Origin of the sequence: Streptomyces aurantiacus JA 4570, assembly GCF_000414115.1 — a bacterium.
Taxonomy (GTDB): domain Bacteria; phylum Actinomycetota; class Actinomycetes; order Streptomycetales; family Streptomycetaceae; genus Streptomyces; species Streptomyces aurantiacus_A.
The window spans coordinates 1-18,633 of sequence record NZ_AOPZ01000308.1; the positions used below are offsets into that span (position 1 = coordinate 1).

At 72.1% G+C, this 18,633-nt stretch carries 16 protein-coding genes; 6 read left to right on the plus strand and 10 right to left on the minus strand.

The window, feature by feature from the left end; translation table 11 throughout:
• Window positions 1-29: 29 nt before the first annotated feature.
• The 4 genes from STRAU_RS26910 to STRAU_RS26925 all read right to left on the minus strand — a co-directional run bounded on the left by STRAU_RS26910 (window position 30) and on the right by STRAU_RS26925 (window position 3,121).
• Window positions 30-959, minus strand: a complete 930-nt coding sequence (locus tag STRAU_RS26910; protein ID WP_016643550.1) for a COG1470 family protein — start codon at window positions 957-959, stop codon at window positions 30-32.
• 29 nt (window positions 960-988) lie between these two features.
• The gene (locus tag STRAU_RS26915) at window positions 989-1,756 is read right to left on the minus strand and encodes an LPXTG cell wall anchor domain-containing protein (protein WP_016643551.1); all 768 of its coding nucleotides are present in this window, start codon (window positions 1,754-1,756) and stop codon (window positions 989-991) included.
• A 283-nt stretch (window positions 1,757-2,039) separates the two neighbouring features.
• On the minus strand, window positions 2,040-2,549 hold the full coding sequence (locus STRAU_RS26920) for an ATP-binding protein (RefSeq protein ID WP_037662150.1): 510 nt from the start codon (window positions 2,547-2,549) through the stop codon (window positions 2,040-2,042).
• A gap of 203 nt (window positions 2,550-2,752) precedes the next feature.
• Window positions 2,753-3,121 (minus strand): STAS domain-containing protein, encoded by a 369-nt coding sequence (locus STRAU_RS26925; RefSeq protein ID WP_037662153.1) that lies wholly within the window; start codon window positions 3,119-3,121, stop codon window positions 2,753-2,755.
• 293 nt (window positions 3,122-3,414) lie between these two features.
• On the opposite strand from STRAU_RS26925, the gene STRAU_RS26930 reads away from it, so the two are divergent.
• Window positions 3,415-4,392: an RNA polymerase sigma factor SigF gene (locus STRAU_RS26930; protein WP_063890377.1), complete on the plus strand. Its 978-nt coding sequence runs from the start codon at window positions 3,415-3,417 to the stop codon at window positions 4,390-4,392.
• 120 nt (window positions 4,393-4,512) lie between these two features.
• Here the strand turns inward: STRAU_RS26930 and hutI are convergent, their stop codons facing one another.
• The 4 genes from hutI to hutU form a co-directional block, all read right to left on the minus strand.
• Window positions 4,513-5,682, minus strand: a complete 1,170-nt coding sequence (gene hutI, locus STRAU_RS26935; protein ID WP_016643555.1) for an imidazolonepropionase — start codon at window positions 5,680-5,682, stop codon at window positions 4,513-4,515.
• A 181-nt stretch (window positions 5,683-5,863) separates the two neighbouring features.
• On the minus strand, window positions 5,864-7,219 hold the full coding sequence (locus STRAU_RS26940; RefSeq protein WP_016643556.1) for a formimidoylglutamate deiminase: 1,356 nt from the start codon (window positions 7,217-7,219) through the stop codon (window positions 5,864-5,866).
• Window positions 7,216-8,418, minus strand: coding sequence for an allantoate amidohydrolase (locus tag STRAU_RS26945; RefSeq protein ID WP_016643557.1), 1,203 nt, complete (start codon window positions 8,416-8,418; stop codon window positions 7,216-7,218). Before STRAU_RS26945 ends, STRAU_RS26940 begins: the two co-directional genes overlap by 4 nt.
• 130 nt (window positions 8,419-8,548) lie before the next feature.
• Window positions 8,549-10,207, minus strand: coding sequence for a urocanate hydratase (hutU, locus tag STRAU_RS26950; RefSeq protein WP_037662158.1), 1,659 nt, complete (start codon window positions 10,205-10,207; stop codon window positions 8,549-8,551).
• Window positions 10,208-10,334: 127 nt separating this feature from the next.
• On the opposite strand from hutU, the gene STRAU_RS26955 reads away from it, so the two are divergent.
• The gene (locus STRAU_RS26955) at window positions 10,335-11,726 is read left to right on the plus strand and encodes a type III PLP-dependent enzyme domain-containing protein (RefSeq protein ID WP_016643559.1); all 1,392 of its coding nucleotides are present in this window, start codon (window positions 10,335-10,337) and stop codon (window positions 11,724-11,726) included.
• A 93-nt stretch (window positions 11,727-11,819) separates the two neighbouring features.
• Window positions 11,820-13,187 carry an APC family permease gene (locus STRAU_RS26960; protein ID WP_037662160.1) on the plus strand — a complete coding sequence of 456 codons (1,368 nt, stop codon included), beginning with the start codon at window positions 11,820-11,822 and terminating at the stop codon, window positions 13,185-13,187.
• A 118-nt stretch (window positions 13,188-13,305) separates the two neighbouring features.
• Here the strand turns inward: STRAU_RS26960 and STRAU_RS26965 are convergent, their stop codons facing one another.
• Both STRAU_RS26965 and STRAU_RS26970 read right to left on the minus strand, forming a co-directional pair.
• Window positions 13,306-14,139: a MurR/RpiR family transcriptional regulator gene (locus STRAU_RS26965; protein ID WP_037662161.1), complete on the minus strand. Its 834-nt coding sequence runs from the start codon at window positions 14,137-14,139 to the stop codon at window positions 13,306-13,308.
• Window positions 14,136-15,677: an aromatic amino acid ammonia-lyase gene (locus STRAU_RS26970; RefSeq protein WP_037662164.1), complete on the minus strand. Its 1,542-nt coding sequence runs from the start codon at window positions 15,675-15,677 to the stop codon at window positions 14,136-14,138. Before STRAU_RS26970 ends, STRAU_RS26965 begins: the two co-directional genes overlap by 4 nt.
• Window positions 15,678-15,827: 150 nt before the next feature.
• Between STRAU_RS26970 and STRAU_RS26975 the strand changes: the two genes are divergently transcribed.
• From STRAU_RS26975 to STRAU_RS26985, 3 genes are all read left to right on the plus strand, one after another.
• On the plus strand, window positions 15,828-17,246 hold the full coding sequence (locus STRAU_RS26975; protein ID WP_016643563.1) for a purine-cytosine permease family protein: 1,419 nt from the start codon (window positions 15,828-15,830) through the stop codon (window positions 17,244-17,246).
• Between the two features lie 106 nt (window positions 17,247-17,352).
• Window positions 17,353-18,054 (plus strand): carbonic anhydrase, encoded by a 702-nt coding sequence (locus STRAU_RS26980; protein ID WP_016643564.1) that lies wholly within the window; start codon window positions 17,353-17,355, stop codon window positions 18,052-18,054.
• Window positions 18,055-18,140: 86 nt separating this feature from the next.
• Entirely contained in the window at window positions 18,141-18,569 is a 429-nt protein-coding gene (locus STRAU_RS26985; protein WP_016643565.1) for a hypothetical protein, read from the plus strand.
• Window positions 18,570-18,633 lie beyond the last annotated feature (64 nt).

Genomic DNA, 18,633 nt, shown 5'->3' on the forward strand with positions numbered 1-18,633 from the left:
CCGCCGCGAAGCGGCGGGCTTTTACCGACTTACCGTTCACGGGATGCCTCCACCCGCCGACGCCGACGTACAGCAACAAAGCCCCCCGCGACCATCAGGACCACGGCGCCCCCACCGGCAACCCCGGACCAGGGCACGATCCACGCGGAGGCAGCGCCAAGCTCCCGTACCCCACCCCCCGCGGTGACCGTCAGCTTCACGTCGACCGAGTCGAACGCGGGCACCCCGCCCCACGGTTCCGTGAGGGAGACCCGCCGCCCCGGGGCCAGTTCGAGCGGCAGCTTCCGCGCCCCGCGGTCGAGCAGCTCGCCGAACACCCCCTCGGCCCGCACCGCGACGCGCGGCTCAAGGACGGTGTTGCCGCGGTTGACCAGGTCGTACGAGATCCGCCCCGCCCCCGCGTCCACCCGGACCCGCTCCACGGTGAGCGCGGACAGCGTGGGCCCGCTCACCCGCAGCCGCACCGCGACCCGCTCGTCCCGCCCGCCGCCGCGCGCGACGACCTCACCGAGGTGGTCGCCGGGCGTGGCACCCGTCGGCACCGTCACGGTGAACGGCACGTCGGCACGCGTCCGCGGCGGCACGGTCACCTCGCGCTTCGCGAAGGCGAGCCACTTCCCGGTGCCGGCCGGACCGGCGCCGCGCAGGGTTACGGTGCGCGGCCGGTCCCCCGGGTTGGTCACGGACACGGTGTCCTGGAGTACGGATCCGGGGTCGCCCTCCGCGTAGAAGCAGGGCCGCCCGCCGTCCCGCGCGGATCGCGCCCCGGCCCCCGCGGAGGGCGCGACGGACCACGCGGCGGCGTCGTCGACGGCCCGCGCGGCACGGTCGCCGACACCGCGCGCGGGACCGTCGGCCGCCCCCGCCGGACCTCCGGCGCACCACGTGAGCAGCGCCGCGGCGCCCACACACAGCGCACGCGCCCCACGCGTTCCCCACGTCGACGGCATCAGCGGCATCGGCGGCTCCCCGTGCTCGTACCTGCAACTCAGCGCGACCGCGCCGCCTGGTTCCGCCGGGTCAGCCACAGCACACCGGCCGCGCCCGCGAGCAGCACGGTGCCGCCGAGGGTGCCGAGCGCGATCGCGGAGTCGGCGGGGCCGGTCTGCGGCAGCTCGTCGCTGCCGGAGGGCGCGCCCCCCGAGCCACTGGAGGTGTCACCGGAACCGGAGCCGGATCCGGAGCCCGACCCCGCGTCGGCCCCGGAGTCCGAGCCCGAACCGCCCGTACCGCCCGATCCCCCGCCCGAGCCCTTGACGTCGAGCGTCAGGGACGGCTTGGGGTTGTTCGCGGGCGTACACGTCGTGGTCGTACCGAGTGCCTTGATCGTGAGCACCCCGGCCGTGAACGTGACCTTGCCCGACTTCTTGGGCGTGTAGGTGCCCGTCAGGTCGGTGATCTTGATGGGGGTGTTGGCCGGAACGGCCTCCGGGTTGGTGGGTCCGGAGACGGCGACCGTGCCGCTCTCCGCGCCGCCCAGCTTGATCACCGCGCTGGGCTTCATCGCGCCCTTGCCGAGTTCGACGGGGCTGGAGGAGACGCCCTTCTGGAAGGACATCGTGAGCTTGTAGCCGCTGCCGCTCTTGACGCTCTTGATGTCGATCGGCGAGACCGCCCCCTTGTTCCCGATGGGGGTCTTGCACTGGTAGTCCACGTTCTGGACCTCGGCCTGGGCGGCCGGCGCGGCGACGAGCAGAGCCGATCCGGCCAGGGCCGTGGCGAGCACGAGCGCGGCCGTCTGTTTCTGGTACGACACCTCGTTTTCCCCTCATGCCGTGGTGCGGGCGAGTCCGTGCCGCGCGAGCGAATTTACTGACGGCACATCAGATTGGGCGCTCAAGGTACGCCCGGGGCCTTGCCGAGGGAAGACAAAGGACGCGCCGGATCCGTGATGGTCCGACGCGTCGGGGAACTTGGGATATCAGCCCGTCCGGCGTTTGAGGACGAGCGCGCAGCGCGATCAGCGCCAGCCACGGCCCCGGGGGGCGAATGCGCCAGAACCCCGGCCGGGTGGTCCGCGAGGGGTCCGGCCCCCCGGACTAGTTGGGGGCGCCCAATTCCGCCCACACCGTCTTGCCCGCCGAACCGGGCGTCCGCACGACCCCCCAGTCCAGGCAGAGCCGCTGCACGATGAACATTCCGTGGCCGCCGGGCCGCCCCGCGCGGTGCGGGGTGCGGGGCGCGGGCTGGCCGGCGCCGCGGTCGGAGACCTCGACGCGCAGGACCTTGCCGTCGCAGCTGAGCCAGAGCTCCTCGGGCCCCTCGGCGTGCAGGCACGCGTTGGTGACCAGCTCGGAGACCACGAGCAGCACGTCCTCGGCGGCGGCGCGGTGATCCGCGCCGGCGGCGGGCAGCCAGCCCCAGGCGTGCAGCGCCTCCCGGGTGAAGTCGCGCGACAGGGGCACGATGCCGCTCGCTCCGTTCAGGCTCAGCCTGCGGACCTGGCGGCCCCCGGAACCCGGGGCGGCCGCGGACCCGGGAGCAGCCGCGACGGCGGCCTCCGACTCCGGGCCGCGGTCGCCCGGCGAGTAAGGCCGGGTGGTGCTCATCAGCACTTCACCTCACCGACAAGGACTTTGACTTGATGAATGACTTGATGGATGTGGACGACAGACTCAGGGTGACTCCTGCCCGGCCGATCCGTACGAACACCCATGGATTCGGCACGATCCGTGTGACGCTGGTAACGCATCGATCACACAGCGACAACTGACGCGTAACTCTTCACGCCACGCACGGAGAGTCACCAGACTCAGTCGGCCAGCGCCGCTTCGAGCGTCTCGTGGACGGTGAAGACGGCATCGGCGCCGGTGATCTCGAACACCCTGGCCACCACGGGCAGCATCCCGGCCAGATGGACCCCACCGCCCTCCGCCTCGGCCTTGAGCCGGGCCCCGAGGAGCACATTGAGCCCCGTCGAGTCGCAGAACTCGAGCTGTGAGCAGTCGATCACGAGGCGTGCGAAGCCGTCGTCGACACAGGCTTCCAGCGGCTCGCGCAACAGATCGGCGGTGTGGTGATCCAACTCACCCGCCGGAGTCACGACGGCGCTGCGGCCCTCTTTCCGGACTTCGACCAGAAGCCGGCCCCTGTGTGCGCTGCCGACCGTCCCGCGGTCCATGCCGTCACTCTCTTCCCGACAAGTCGTGGGCTGTTGCTTGCAAGTCGTGGGCTGTCACCGTGCGCTCGCCCGTGCACTCCGACGCGCGACGACGCCCTTGAACATTACGCCTTCCCTACGGTCTGGGGTACCCGAACATCCCCCCGAATTCGGACATTTCGCCACGGAACGCACTTGCGACTCCGACGCGGAAGCGGGTAGGGGTAGAAGAGACATCAATCGACACGGACGGCCATGGAGGCGCCGCACACCGCAGTGCACGTAGTGGCATCGGCAGCCATATGCCGAGAACGATGGAGGAGACCATGTCACCCCGGCTCGACGAATCGCGTACTGACCAAGCGACGTCGACACCCCCGCCGAACCGCACCGAGACCGCTGTCCCAGGGCTCCCGGGTCCCGCCCACGAAGCCGTACCGACCGCCGTGACCGAGCCCCCGCTCGCCGGCGCCGGAGAGCACGAGAGCCTTGAGGGGCTCCCGGAGATCCCGCCGTACGACGAGGTGGGGCCGCTGGACGCGCGGGCCCTGTCCAAGACCCTCTTCGAGCGGCTCGAGTCCCTCGAGGAAGGCACGCACGAGTACGCGTACGTCCGCAACACCCTCGTCGAGCTCAACCTCGCCCTGGTGAAGTTCGCCGCCTCCCGGTTCCGCTCCCGCAGTGAGCCGATGGAGGACATCATCCAGGTCGGCACCATCGGCCTGATCAAGGCGATCGACCGCTTCGAGCTCAGCCGCGGCGTCGAGTTCCCCACCTTCGCGATGCCGACGATCGTCGGCGAGATCAAGCGCTTCTTCCGCGACACGTCGTGGTCGGTGCGCGTCCCGCGCAGGCTGCAGGAGCTCCGCCTCGACCTGGCCAAGGCGGGCGACGAGCTGGCGCAGAAGTTCGACCGCGCGCCGACAGTGGCCGAACTCGCCGAGCGCCTCGGCATCTCGAACGAGGAGGTCGTCGAGGGCATGGCGGCGTCCAACGCCTACACCGCCAGCTCGCTCGACGCCCAGCCCGAGGAGGACGACTCCGAAGGCGCCCTCGCCGACCGCATCGGCTACGAGGACCACGGCCTCGAGGGCATCGAGTACGTCGAGTCCCTGAAGCCGCTGATCGCCGAACTCCCGCCCCGGGACCGGAAGATCCTCTCGCTGCGCTTCGTCGCCAACATGACGCAGTCGGAGATCGGCGAGGAGCTGGGCATCTCGCAGATGCACGTGTCGCGACTGCTGTCGCGCACTCTCGTCAAGCTCCGCAAGGGGCTGACGCTCGAGGAGTAGGAAACACTGACCAGGAGCACCCAGGAGTACGCGCCCGCACGGGGCGCATGCCCGGGTGAACCGGACGCAAACGGCTTGGGGGCCGCCCACCGGGCGGCCCCCAAGCCGTTGCTGCTCCGCTCAGCGCACGCGTACGCCGCGCCGCCACACCCCCGAGACCAGCGGCACCCCCGGCCGGTACGCCAGGTGGACGTGGCTCGGGGCGTCCAGGAGTGCCAGGTCGGCGCGGGTGCCCGGGGTGAGGCGGCCGACGTCCGTGCGGCGCAGGGCCGCGGCGCCGCCCGCTGTGGCCGACCAGAGGGCTTCGTCCGGGGTCATTCCCATGTCGCGTACGGCTAGGGCGATGCAGAAGGGGACCGAGGACGTGAAGGACGAGCCCGGGTTGCAGTCCGTGGAGAGGGCCACCGTCGCGCCCGCGTCCAGGAGGCGGCGGGCGTCGGGCCACTCTGCGCGGGTGGAGAACTCGGCGCCGGGGAGGAGGGTCGCCACCGTGTTGCTGTTCGCCAGGGCGTCGACGTCCGCGTCCGTCAGGTGTGTGCAGTGGTCGGCGCTCGCCGCGTCCAGTTCCACGGCGAGTTGGACGCCTGGGCCGTAGGAGAGCTGGTTGGCGTGCACGCGCGGGTGCAGGCCCTTCGCCTTTCCGGCGCTCAGGATCGCCCGCGCCTGGTCGCCGTCGAACGCGCCCTTCTCGCAGAACACGTCGACCCACCGGGCGTGCGGCGCGCATGCCTCCAGCATCTCGCCGGTGACGAGTGCGACGTACGCCGCCGGGTCATCGGCGAAGTCCGGCGACACGATGTGTGCGCCGAGGAACGTCACCTCGTCGGTGTGGCGGGCCGCGATGCGCAGGGCGCGGGCCTCGTCCTCCGTCGTCAGGCCGTACCCCGACTTCGTCTCGAACGTCGTCGTGCCCTGGAGCAGCGCCTCGCGGAGGTAGTGGGTGACGTTCGCCTCCAGCTCCGCGTCCGTGGCCGCGCGGGTCGCGGCGACCGTGGTGCGGATGCCGCCCGCCTCGTACGGGCGGCCCTCCATGCGGGCGTTGAACTCCTTGGTGCGGTCGCCCGCGAAGAGGAGGTGGGAGTGGGAGTCCACGAAGCCGGGGATGGCCGCGCGGCCATCCGCGTCGTACGTCTCGTCCGCCGCGGGGGCCTTCGTGGCGGGGCCCACCCACGCGACTGTCTCGCCGTCGAGGACGACGGCGGCGTTCTCTACGAGGCCGAGGGGGCCCTCTCCGAGGGCGGGGTCGTTGGTGACGAGGGTGGCGATGTTGGTGATGAGGGTGGTGGTCACGGTGGTGGTCCTGTCCGTGGGTGGGTGGGTGCCTCCGGCGGTTTCCCCAATCCCGCCCCTTCCCGAAACTGGGGCTCCGCAGACCCCGCTCCTCAAACGCCGGAGCGGCGGTACCTGGCCATAGCGGGGGTCCAGGGGGCGGAGCCCCCTGGTTACGGGAAGGGGCGGGGTGGGGGAAAGCTCAGCGCAGCGTCGACACCGCCTCCGCCAGCGCCGACGGCACGTCGGGGAGCAAGGTGTGCTCGCCGTCGCGGACCACCTGGCGGCCCCCCACCACCGTGTGCCGGACATCCACCGCCGAGGCCGCGAACACCGCCACCTCAGCCGCGAGCCGCGGCATCGCCCCGGCGGTCCGGACGGAGTCGAGCGCGACGGTGGTGAAGTCGGCGAGGGCACCGGGTTCGAGGGATCCGGCGTCGGCCCAGCCGAGCGCGGCGTGCCCGTCGGCGGAGGCGGCGCGCAGCAGCGCCGCGGCGGTCCAGTGGCCGCGGGTGCGCGTACGGAGGCGTTCGTTCAGCTCCATGGCGCGCGCCTCTTCGAAGAGGTCGATGACGGCGTGGCTGTCGCTGCCGAGGGAGAGGGGGCTGCCCGCGCGCTGGAGGGCGGGCGCGGGCCCGATCCCGTCGGCGAGGTCGCGTTCGGTGGTCGGGCACATGCAGGTGCCGGTGCCGGAGCCGCCGAGGAGCGCGATGTCGGCGTCGGTGAGGTGGGTGTTGTGGACGCCGGTGGTGCGCGCGCCAAGGACGCCGTGGTCGGCGAGCAGGCGCGTGGGCGTGCAGCCGTGCACGGCGAGGCAGGCGTCGTTCTCGGCGGTCTGCTCGGAGAGGTGGACGTGCAGCGGCGCCCCGCGCGAAACGGCCCACTCGGCGACGGCGCCCAACTGCCGCGCGGGCACGGCCCGTACGGAGTGGATGGCCGCGCCGACGCGGACGTGTTCGCGGTCGCCCTCCGTGAGGAGGGACACCCGCTCGGCCCACTTCTCCGTCGTGCCGTCGGAGAAGCGGAGCTGGTGCCGGTTGGGCGGCTCGCCCTCCGCCGCGCTCCGCAGTCCCGAGGCGACGTACGCCGTGTCGAGGAGCGTGATGCGGATGCCCGCGTCGGCGGCCGCGGCGATCAGGGCCTCGCCCATCGCGTTGGGGTCGGCGTAAGGCGTGCCGCCGGGCGCGTGGTGGAGGTAGTGGAACTCGCCGACGGCCGTGACGCCGGCCAGCGCCATCTCCGCGTACACCGCCCGCGCGAGCGCGTGGTACGTCTCCGGGGTGAGGCGGTCGGCCACCGAGTACATGACCTCGCGCCACGTCCAGAACGTGCCGCTGCCCACCTGCACGGTGGAGCGCAGGGCGCGGTGGAAGGCGTGCGAGTGGGCGTTGGCGAGGCCCGGGAGCGTCAGGCCGCGCAGGACGGTCGCGCCGGGCGGCGGGGCCTCGACGCCGGTGCGGACGGCCGCGATCCGGCCGTCGGCCCCGACGTCGAGCGCCACGCCGGGCTCGACGGTCGGCTCCAGCCAGGCGTGTTCCGCCCAGTACGTGTGCGTCAACGGCACGCGAGACCCTCCAGTACGTCGGCCAGTGCGCGCACCCCGGCCAGGCAGTCGTCCTCGGCGGCGTGCTCGGCGGGCGAGTGCGAGACGCCTGTCGGGTTGCGTACGAACAGCATGGCGGTGGGGACCGACTCGGACAAAATGCCCGCGTCGTGCCCGGCGCCGGTGCCGAGGACGGGGATGTCGCGGCCGGTGCGCTCGCGCAGCACCGCGCCCAGCTCGTCGCGCAGGGCGTGCTGGAACTCCACGACCGGCGTGAAGGACTCCCGGACGACGTCGAGGTCGATGCCGTGCCGGTCGGCGTAGTCGTGGGCCGCCTTCTCGATCGCCGTCACCACCGTGTCGAGGGTGTCCTGGTCGGCGGCGCGTGAGTCGAGCCAGCCGCGGACCAGGGACGGGATGGCGTTCACGCCGTTCGGCTCGACCGCGATCTTGCCGAACGTCGCGACCGCGCCCGCGAGTTCGGCCTCGCGGCGGGCGGCCAGGACCGTCTCTGCGTACGACAGCATCGGGTCTCTGCGGTCCACCAGGCGGGTGGTGCCCGCGTGGTTGGCCTCGCCGCGGAAGTCGAAGCGCCAGCGGCCGTGCGGCCAGATGGCGCTGGCGATGCCGACCGGGTCGCCGGACAGGTCCAGGGCTCGGCCCTGTTCCACGTGCAGCTCCACGAACGCGCCCACGCGGGCGAGGCGTTCGGGGTCCGCGCCGATCGCCGACGGGTCGTAGCCCGCCGCCTCCATCGCCTCCGGGAGGCTGACGCCGTCCGCGTCGCGGAGTTCGTACGCCGCCTCTCGGGTCAGTTTGCCCGCGGTGAGGCGGGAGCCGACGCAGGCCAGGCCGAAGCGGGCGCCCTCCTCGTCGCCGAAGTTCGTGATGGCGAGGGGCTTGGTGAACTCCGCTCCCCTGGCGCGGAGTTCGTCGAGGGCGGCGAAGGACGACACGACGCCGAGGGGGCCGTCGAAGGCTCCGCCGTCCGGGACGGAGTCCAGGTGGGAGCCGGTGACCACGGCGTCCCCGGCGGTCGGGTCGCCGAGCCAGGCCCACTGGTTGCCGTTGCGGTCCGTCTCGTACGTCAGGCCGCGGGTTTCCGCCTGTTCCTGGAACCAGGTGCGGCAGTCTGCGTCTGCGCCGGTCCACGCGAAGCGGCGGTAGCCGTTGGACTCGGGGTCCCGCCCGATGGGGCGGAGGTCGTTCCACATCTGCTGGAAGGTGGGCCCTGCCGGGGGCTCCCCAATCCCGCCCCTTCCCCCCCTCCGGCGTTTGAGGAGCGGGGGTCCGGGGGCAGCGCCCCCGGCTCGGGACGGGGCGGGTTGGGGGAGATCTCCTCGTTCACTCGGACTCCCGCATGGGAACGCGTACGCCTCGGTCGTCCGCCACGGCCTCGGCGGAGTCGTAGCCCGCGTCCACGTGGCGGATGACCCCCATCCCGGGGTCGTTCGTCAGGACGCGGCGCACCTTCTCACCGGCAAGCTTCGTGCCGTCGGCCACGCTCACCTGCCCCGCGTGGATGGAGCGGCCCATGCCGACGCCGCCGCCGTGGTGCAGGGAGACCCAGGAAGCGCCGGAAGCCACGTTCACCATGGCGTTCAGGAGGGGCCAGTCGGCGATCGCGTCGGAGCCGTCGAGCATCGCCTCGGTCTCGCGGTAGGGGGAGGCGACGGAACCGCAGTCGAGGTGGTCGCGGCCGATGGCGAGGGGAGCCTGGAGCTCGCCGGAGGCCACCATGTCGTTGAAGCGCTCGCCCGCCTTGTCCCGCTCGCCGTAGCCGAGCCAGCAGATGCGGGCGGGCAGACCCTGGAAGTGGACCCTTTCCCCCGCCATCTTGATCCAGCGGTGGAGGGACTCGTTCTCCGGGAAGAGGTCGAGGATCGCCTTGTCGGTCTTGTGGATGTCGGACGCCTCGCCGGAGAGCGCCGCCCAGCGGAAGGGGCCCTTGCCCTCGCAGAAGAGCGGGCGGATGTAGGCGGGCACGAAGCCGGGGAACGCGAACGCGCGCTCGTAGCCCGCGAGTTGGGCCTCGCCGCGGATGGAGTTGCCGTAGTCGAAGACCTCCGCGCCGGCGTCCATGAAGCCGACCATGGCCTCGACGTGCCTGGCCATGGACTCACGGGCGCGGGTGGTGAAGCCCGCCGGGTCCTTGGCGGCGTACGAGGACATCTCGTCGAAGTCGACACCGGACGGGAGGTACGCGAGCGGGTCGTGGGCGGACGTCTGGTCCGTGACGATGTCGATGGGGGCGGACTCGGCGAGCATCCGCGGGAGCAGGTCCGCCGCGTTGCCGAGGAGGCCGATCGACAGCGGGCGGCGGGCGTCGCGGGCCTCGACGGCGAGCTGGAGGGCGTGCTCCAGGGAGTCGGCCCTCACGTCCAGGTACTTGTGCTCGATGCGGCGCTCGATGGCACGCGGGTCGCAGTCGATACAGATCGCGACGCCGTCGTTCATCGTCACGGCGAGCGGCTGGGCGCCGCCCATGCCGCCGAGTCCGGCGGTGAGGGTGATCGTCCCGGCAAGGGTGCCGTTGAACTTCTTGGCGGCGACGGCCGCGAACGTCTCGTACGTGCCCTGGAGGATGCCCTGCGTACCGATGTAGATCCACGAACCGGCCGTCATCTGGCCGTACATGGTGAGGCCGAGCGCCTCCAGGCGGCGGAACTCCTCCCAGTTCGCCCAGTCGCCGACCAGGTTGGAGTTGGCGATGAGCACGCGCGGCGCCCACTCATGGGTCTGCATGACGCCGACCGGGCGGCCGGACTGGACCAGCATCGTCTCGTCCTGCTTCAGGGTCCGCAGGGTGCGCACCATCGCGTCGAAGGAGCGCCAGTCGCGGGCCGCCTTGCCGGTGCCGCCGTAGACGACGAGCTTGTCGGGGTGCTCGGCGACCTCGGGGTCGAGGTTGTTCTGGAGCATCCGGAGGGCGGCCTCCTGCTGCCATCCCAGGGCGCTCAGTTCCGTACCGCGCGGCGCTCGAACGGGGCGGGGTCCTGACATGGCGGTGCCTCCTCGTGGGATCCATGACGTCTGTGCCGGTGATATTCACATCCTGGGCTTGTGAATAGACCTAGTCAATAGGTCGACGGGGCAGCGGGCGCGGCGCACGGGTGATTGTCTGGATCACATGGGCCTCGACGACGACATGGATCAGGACACACAGGTGCTGCCCCAAGGCGCCCCCGCCAGTGACCGCCGCGACCAAGCGGTCCGCGCCGCCGTCGAGCAGGGCCTCGTCGGCCCGGACGTGCCGCTCGCCGGGCTGCTCGACGTCGTCGGGATCCGCGCGGCCGCCGCCGCCCTGCGCGCCGCGTTCGACGAGGTCACCGCCCCTGGCACGGCCGTCCTGCACGCCTTCGCCGTGAAGGCGACCCCGCTGGTCCCGGTGCTTCGGCTGCTGCACGACGCCGGGATCGGCGCGGAGGTGGCGAGCCCGGGCGAGCTGGCCCTCGCGCGCGCCGCCGGGATACCGCCCGCGCACACCGTCCTCGACTCCCCCGCCAAGACCCCGGCCGAACTGCGCGAGGCGCTCGCCCTCGGCATCGCCGTCAACGCCGACAACGCGCAGGAACTGGCCCGCATCGACGCCCTCGTCCAGTCCGCGCCCACCCGCTCCCCTCTCGGAATCCGGGTGAACCCGCAGGTCGGAGGCGGTGCCATCGAGGCCCTCTCCACGGCGACGGCCACCTCCAAGTTCGGCGTTCCGCTGCTGGACGAGGGCGCGCGTGAATGGGTCGTCCGCGCCTGCCTCGACCGCCCCTGGCTGACGCGACTGCACGCGCACTCCGGCTCCCAGGGCATGCCGCTCGATCTGCTCGCGGGCGGCGTCAGGGCGACGTACGAACTCGCCGAGGAGATCAACGCGCGTGCGGGCCGCCGCCAGATCGACACCCTGGACATCGGCGGCGGCCTGCCCGTCAACTTCGCCTCGGACGAGGAGAGCCCGACGCACGCCGCGTACGCGCGGCTGCTGCGCCGCGAGGTGCCCGGACTGCTCGACGGGCGCTACGGCCTGGTCACCGAGTTCGGCCGCTCGCTGCTCGCCAAGCACGGCACGCTGCTGGCCCGCGTCGAGTACGTGAAGTCGGCGGGCGGGCGCGGCATCGCGCTGACGCACGCGGGCGTGCAGGTGGCGACGCGCACGGTGTACGCGCCCGAGGCGTGGCCGCTGCGGATCGCCGCGTACGACGCGAAGGGGCGCCCCAAGTCCGGGCCCGCCATCGGCCAGGACATCGCGGGCCCGGCCTGCTTCGCGGGCGACCTGCTCGCCCGGGACCGGCCGCTGCCACCCCTGGAACAGGGCGACTACGTGGCGGTGCTCGACACCGGCGCCTACTACTTCGCCCACCACTACTCGTACAACAGCCTGACCAGGCCCGGGATCCACGGCTTCGCGGCGGATCCGGACCCGGGGGCGGGCGGGGCGGTGCGGTTCTCGGTCGTGCGCGCGCCGCAGCGCGTGGAGGAGATCGTGGCGGAGTCGGGAGGGGCGGTACGGGATGCGCTGCGGGAGCTCTGAGGTTGCTCAACTCCCGCTTCAGCGGGGCGCCTCGCGGGCAGAAGGTCCCTCCCAGCCGGAAACGGCCCACCGTCACACTCGGGGGAGGCTCCTGTGACGACGTCAGGAACGAACGGAACCACCGCGCCACCAGCGGCCGAGGAACCCGGCCTGAAACGCGTGCTCGGCCCCAGGCTGCTCATCCTCTTCGTGATCGGCGACATCCTCGGCACCGGCATCTACGCCACCACCGGCAAGGTCGCGGGAAAGGTCGGCGGCGCGCTGTGGCTGCCGTTCGCGATCGGGTTCGTCGTGGCGATCCTGACGGCGGCCTCGTACGTGGAGCTGGTCGGCAAGTACCCGAAGGCGGCGGGCGCGGCCCTCTACACGCAGAAGGCGTTCAAGGTCCCCTTCCTCACCTTCATCGTCGCCTTCATGGTGATGGCCTCGGGCCTGTCGTCGGCGAGCGCGGCGGCCCGCGCCTTCAGCGGCGACTATCTGAGCGAGCTGACCGGCGACGCGCTGCCGCCGACGCTGGTGGCGATCGCGTTCATCCTGCTGCTCGCGGCGCTGAACCTGCGCGGTGTCTCGGAGTCCGTGAAGACCAATGTGGTCCTCACCGTGGTCGAGCTGACCGGCCTGCTGATCATCCTCGCGATCGGCGCGTGGGCGGTGCTGAGCGGGGACGGCGAGCCCGCCCGGCTCACCGAGTTCGAGGCGAGCGGCACGGGGTACGCCCTGCTCACCGGCGTCCTCGGGGCGACGGCCCTCGGCTTCTTCGCGTTCGTGGGCTTCGAGGACTCGGTGAACATGGCCGAGGAGACGAAGGATCCGACGCGTACGTTCCCCAAGGCGATCTTCATCGGGGTCGCCGTCACCGGCACGATCTACGTCCTGGTGGCCCTGGTCTCGTCCCTCCTGGTCGACTACAGGACCCTGTCCGGCTCCAGCGGGCCCCTCCTGGAAGTGGTGAAGGCCGGCGGGGTCGACTTCCCGCACAAGCTCTTCGCCCTGATCGCCCTGTTCGCGGTCACGAACTCGGCCCTCATCAACATCATGATGGCCTCCCGGCTCTGCTACGGCATGGCCAACGAACGCATCCTGCCCCGCGCGATGAGCCGCGTCCTGCCGCGTCGCCGCACGCCGATCGTGGGCATCGTCTTCGTCTCGCTGCTCGCCGTCGGCCTGGTCTCCACCGGCGAGATCGAGGGGCTCGGCGACACGACGGCGTTCCTGCTCCTGTGCGTCTTCGCGGTGGTCAACGTCGCGGTCCTGGTCCTGCGCCGCGATCCCGTCGACCATGCCCACTTCCGCACCCCCACGATCCTTCCGATCCTCGGCGCGATCACGGCCCTCGTCCTGGCCAGCCCTCTCGCGGACCGTCCCGCGGACGTCTACATCCGCGCGGGCGTGCTGCTCGCGATCGGCATCGGCCTGTGGGCGGTGAACAAGGCGGTCCTCCGGGTGCGGGAGGAGGGCTAGTGCCGGTACCGGGGGGGCGGCCCTGCCGGGGGCTTCCCCAATCCCGCCCCTTCCCGAGCCCCAGACCCCGCTCCTCAATCGCCGGAGGGGCTAAAACTTCGCCGGGGTTGGGGAAAGCTCACTCCACGAACAGACCCCGCTCCGCCGCCCCCACATCGAACTCCTCCAACCGGGCCTGCGCGTCCGGCAACCCGTCGCACATGGCCTCCAGGAGGACCCGTCCGAGCAGCATCGGCGCGCACGCCGTGTCGAAGGCGAGCCCCGTGCCCACGGCGGCGGGCAGGAGGAGGTCGGAGTGCGCGGCGACGGGCGCGAAGGCCGAGTCGGCGACGGTGACGACGGTGAGGCCGGTGGAGCGGGCGTAGGCGAGGGCGTCGACGACCTCGCGGGGGTGGCGGGGCAGGGCGAAGCAGAGCAGAGCCGAGGCCCCGGCCCGCACCGCCGCGTCGACGCGATCGGTCAGCATGGACCCGCCCTCGTCGAGGAGGCGCACATCGGGGTGCACCTTCGCGGCGAAGTAGGAGAACCCGTACGCCTGGGAGGCCGCGGCGCGCAGGCCGAGGACGGGGAGGGGGCGGGAGGCGGCGAGGATCCGCCCGGCGCGCTCGACCGGCGCGGGGTCGGCGAGGAGCTCGGCGAGGTGGCGGAGGTTCTCGATCTCGGCGTGCACGGCCTGCTGGTACTCGTTGAGGTCGGCGTCGGCCCCGGCCTCCGCGGGCGCCACCTCCCGCAGATGCCGGCGCAGCGCGGGATAGCCGTCGAAGCCGAGCGCGACCGCGAAGCGGGTCACGGACGGCTGGCTGACGCCGGCGAGTTCGGCGAGCTCCACGCTGGAGAGGAAGGGCGCGTCGGCGGCCCGCCGCACCATGCAGTGGGCGATGCGCCGCTGGGTGGGCGTCAGCCGGTGCCCCTCGAAGAGCACCTGAAGCCGCGCCGCGGGACTGTCACTCATGCCGTACCTCTCCACGTGATCCCCTCGTCCGCCCCGACCCCCGCGTCCAAGTGCTCCCAGAGCTCCGTGAACCGGTCGAGCAGGGCGGCCGCCGCCGTCACATCATCCGTCAGCGGACGGTCCGCGGTGTCCTGCTCCAGGACGGAGGCGGCGAGTTCGTACGCCCACGCCACCGGGAGCGAGTCGTCCAGACGCAGCTCGCGCTGCCGCAACGCCCGTACCGCGGCGACCAGTTCGCACCCCACCACGAGCCGGTAGGCGCCGGGCGCCCGCAGCGTCTGGCGCGCCGCGAGGGACGCGAAGCTCGCCTGTTCCTCGACGCCCCGCGAGAGGACGGCGTGGCCGAGGGAGGCGGGGGCCGAGAACGCCCGCAGATCACCGAGGGCCGCGCCCGCCGCGTACTCCAGGATCATCACCCCGGACGAGGCGGGTTCCGCGTCGGCGAGGAAGGGGCGCAGGCGGGTGAACGCCGGTTCGTTGAGGGTGGACAGGCGGGAGCTGGAGAGCCGCGCCGCCTGGGTCACCGCGAGCCTGAAGTGGTCCAGGGACAGGGCGAGTTGGGCCATGTAGAAGCCGCCGTGGTGGTACGCCGCCATGTCCTCGGGCGAGATCAGGGGGTTCTCGGCGGCCGCGTTGATCTCCACGGTCAGGACGTCCTCCAGGGCGTCGGCGGCATCGTGCGCGGGCCCGTGGATCTGCGGGACGCACCGGAATCCGTACGGGTCCTGGATCCGGCCGAGCGGCGGCGTCGGGCGGTCGGCGGCGCCGAGCAGCCTGCGCATGCGCTCGGCGACGGCGTACGAGCCGGGGTGCCGCCGCGCCTCGTGGACGGGCAGCGCGTACGCCTCGTACGAACCGTCCACCGCGAGGAGGGAGAGGGCGGCCACCACCTGGGTCGCGCCGAGCAGTCCGCGCAGTTCGTGCAGGGCGAGCGCGGACTGGCCGAGGGTGAGGGCGTTGCTGCTGATCAGGGCGAGTGCGTCGTTGTTGTCGAGGGGCTGGGGGCGGGGGGCCTGGCCCTCCCAGGGGTGTTCGCCCGCGAGGGCCAGGCCCATCTGGGAGAGGGCCGCGATGTCGCCCGTGCCGACGGACCCGAACTCGTTGACCTTCGGGTACGCCCCGGTCTGAAGCGCCTCGCACAGCGCCGTCACGACGCTCGGGCGCAGCCCCGCCCCGCCCGCGAGCAGCTGGTTGGCGCGGACCGCGAGCATCGCGCGGACCTCGCGGGCGGGCAGTTCGGCGCCGATGGCGCCCGCGTGGGAGCGCAGGAGCCGCAGGCCGTGGTCGGCGGCGGCCTCGGTGGGCACGTCCTCGGTGCGGTTGGCGCCGACGCCGGTGGAGCGGCCGTAGACCCGGCCCCAGGAGGCGATCCGGCGGGCCGCGTTCCAGGACTCCTCGGCGCGCTTCATGGCGTCGGTGCCGGGGACGGGCCGCGCGGCGGAGTCGGCGAGGCGCACGACATCGGCCACCGGGAGGCCGAGACCGTCCAGGACGACGACGGGCCCATCGGAGCCCACGTCCGCGATGCGAGACGGCATCACGTGCATTTCCTCCTCAAACCGGACCGCGGATCTCGCCCGCCGAGCACTCGTTACCAGTGATTTACGCCGAAGCATTGACAACCTATTCAGGTACCGAGAACTCTGCATGACGATATACAGCCGAGCAAGAACCAAGGGGTCACGGGCATGGCAGAGTCCCTCGTGGAGCGGCGCTCCATCGACGTCGTCCCCGACGCGGAGCGGCACGGCACCGCGTTCAGCCAGTTCACGCTCTGGCTCGGCGCGAACCTCCAGATCACGGCGGTCGTCACGGGCGCGCTCGCGGTCGTGTTCGGCGGGGACGTGGTGTGGTCGATCGCCGGGCTGCTGCTGGGCAACGTCCTCGGCGGCGCGGTGATGGCCCTGCACTCGGCGCAGGGCCCCAAGCTGGGCCTGCCGCAGATGATCCAGTCCCGGGCGCAGTTCGGGGTGCGCGGCGCCGTCGTACCGCTCCTGCTCGTCATCCTCATGTACGTGGGCTTCTTCGCGAGCGGCAGCGTGCTCGCGGGCCAGGCCACGGCCGAGCTCACGCACACCAACGACACCACCGGCATCGTGCTGTTCGCGGCGGTGACGGCGGTGATGGCGGCGGTCGGCTACCGCGTCATCCACGCCCTCGGCCGGGTGGCGAGCGTGATCTGCGCGCTGGCGTTCGTCTACCTGGGCATCCGCCTCCTGGACCGCGTGGACCTGTCCACGCTGCTCTCCGACGCGCACTTCGACCTGCCGATGTTCCTGCTGGCCGTCTCCCTCTCCGCCTCCTGGCAGCTGGCCTTCGGGCCGTACGTGGCGGACTACTCGCGCTATCTGCCGCGTACGACGTCGGGGCGGGCCACGTTCTGGTGGACGCTGTCGGGCTCCGCGCTCGGGGCGCAGTGGTCCATGACGTTCGGGGTGCTCGTCGCGGCGAGCGCGGGCGGGGCGTTCATGGGCAACCAGGTCGAGTACGTGGTCGGGCTCGGCGGCACCGGCCTGGTCGCGTCCTTCCTCTACTTCGTGATCGCGCTCGGCAAGCTCACCATCAACGTGCTGAACACCTACGGCGGGTTCATGTCGATGGTGACGAGCGTCAGCGGCTTCCGCGGCCAGAAGGTGCTCTCGCCGCGCGGGCGGGCGGCGTACATCACCCTCATCATGATCGCGGGCACGACGGTCGCGCTCCTCGGCAAGGACAGCTTCCTGACCTCGTTCAAGGACTTCCTGCTCTTCCTCCTGACCTTCTTCACGCCGTGGTCGGCGATCAACCTCGTCGACTACTACCTGATCTCCAAGGAGCGGTACGACATCCCGGCGCTGTCCGACCCCCACGGCCGCTACGGCGCGTGGCGCTGGGACGCCCTCACCGTGTACGTGGTCGGGCTCCTCGCCCAACTCCCCTTCCTGGTAACGCACTTCTACACCGGCCCGCTGGTGGACCCCCTGGGCGGCGCGGACATCTCCTGGATCGTGGGGCTCGCGGTGCCCGCGGTCCTGTACTGGGCGGTGGCGCGGCGGAACACGGCGCACATACCCACGAAGACGGTGTACGCGGCGGAATCTCACGGACCGGTCTCGCCCGCGTCATGATCTGACGCAGATTCAACAAAGTCTGGACAAAGGCTCTTTGAGGTGGCGTGGGCGCCGTACATACCGTGAACCGCCCACATAGCGACCCCACTTCGGAGGATGCTCCATGCCCGCCACCGCGCCACGCAGGACCGCCAACCGCAGGGCCTTCCTGGGGGCGACCGCCGCCACCCTCCTCACATCCGCCACCGCCGTGGCCTCCGCCGCACCCGCCAGGAACCGCCCGGCGGCCCCGCGCCCCAGAAACGCCGACCAGGCCCTCGCCCGCCTCACCGAGGGCAACAGACGCTGGGCCCGAATAGCCTCCGTGCACCCGCACGAGGACCACGCGAGACGCATCGAACTGGCCCACGACCAGGACCCGTTCGCGATCGTCCTGTCCTGCATCGACTCCCGGGTGCCGCCGGAGCTGATCTACGACCAGGGTCTGGGCGATCTGCTGGTCGTGCGCACCGCGGGCGAGGTCCTCGACGAGGCGGTGCTCGGCTCCATCCAGTACGGCGTCGGCCATCTGCACATACCGCTCGTCGTCGTCCTCGGGCACGAGCGGTGCGGGGCCGTCGGTGCGGCCATAGAGCAGCTGCGCACCGGCGAGGAGGCGCCCGGGTACCTGGCGCGCCTGGTCGAGGGGATCGGCCCGTCCGCGTGGGCCTGCCGGGACGAGCCCGGCGACTGGGTCGACCACACGGTGAGCAAGCACGCCACCCGCATGCGGAACACCTTGCGCGCGGACGCCGCGTTCCGGCCCGCCACAGTGGTGGCCGCCCGTTACGACCTCGACTCCGGTCTGGTGCGTGTGCTGCCCTGACCTGGGCCCCGGGGGGTCTGGCCCCGTCCCGAAAGTGGGGCTAGCCCCACTTACGGGGCGGCGGCGGCTTGCGTACCGTATTGGCTATGGAAGCCCCTCGTGACGCCGAACTCAAGAAGGAACTCGACGCCGCCTTGCACGCGCGCAAGGACCTCGGCGAAGAGTATGAGTCCGCCCTGGTCGACTCCTTCTTGGAGAAGGTCGAGAAGCGCCTCGACGGCACGATCGACCGGCGCATGCGCCGGCACACGGCCGAGCAGCAGATGATCGTGGCCCGGGGGGCCCGGAACCCCGGCAGCGGCGTCGACTCCTGGGGCGAACGCTTCGGCTTCGGCATCGTCTCGCTGATCCTCGCCATCCCGCTCTCCGCGATCGGCGTGGTGAACGCGGGGCTGTCGGGCCTGTTCGTCACCTGGTTCGGCATCGTCGGCGTCAACGCGGTCCACGCCTCGCGGGGCGCGGGTCTCCTCTCCTTCATGCGACCCCGCGACCGCAAGCCCGACTGGGAGGACTAGGGGGCTGCACGGCAGAGAAGCCCGTCCGGCTGTTAAGGGCGGGCGGGTGGGGAAAAGCCCGTCC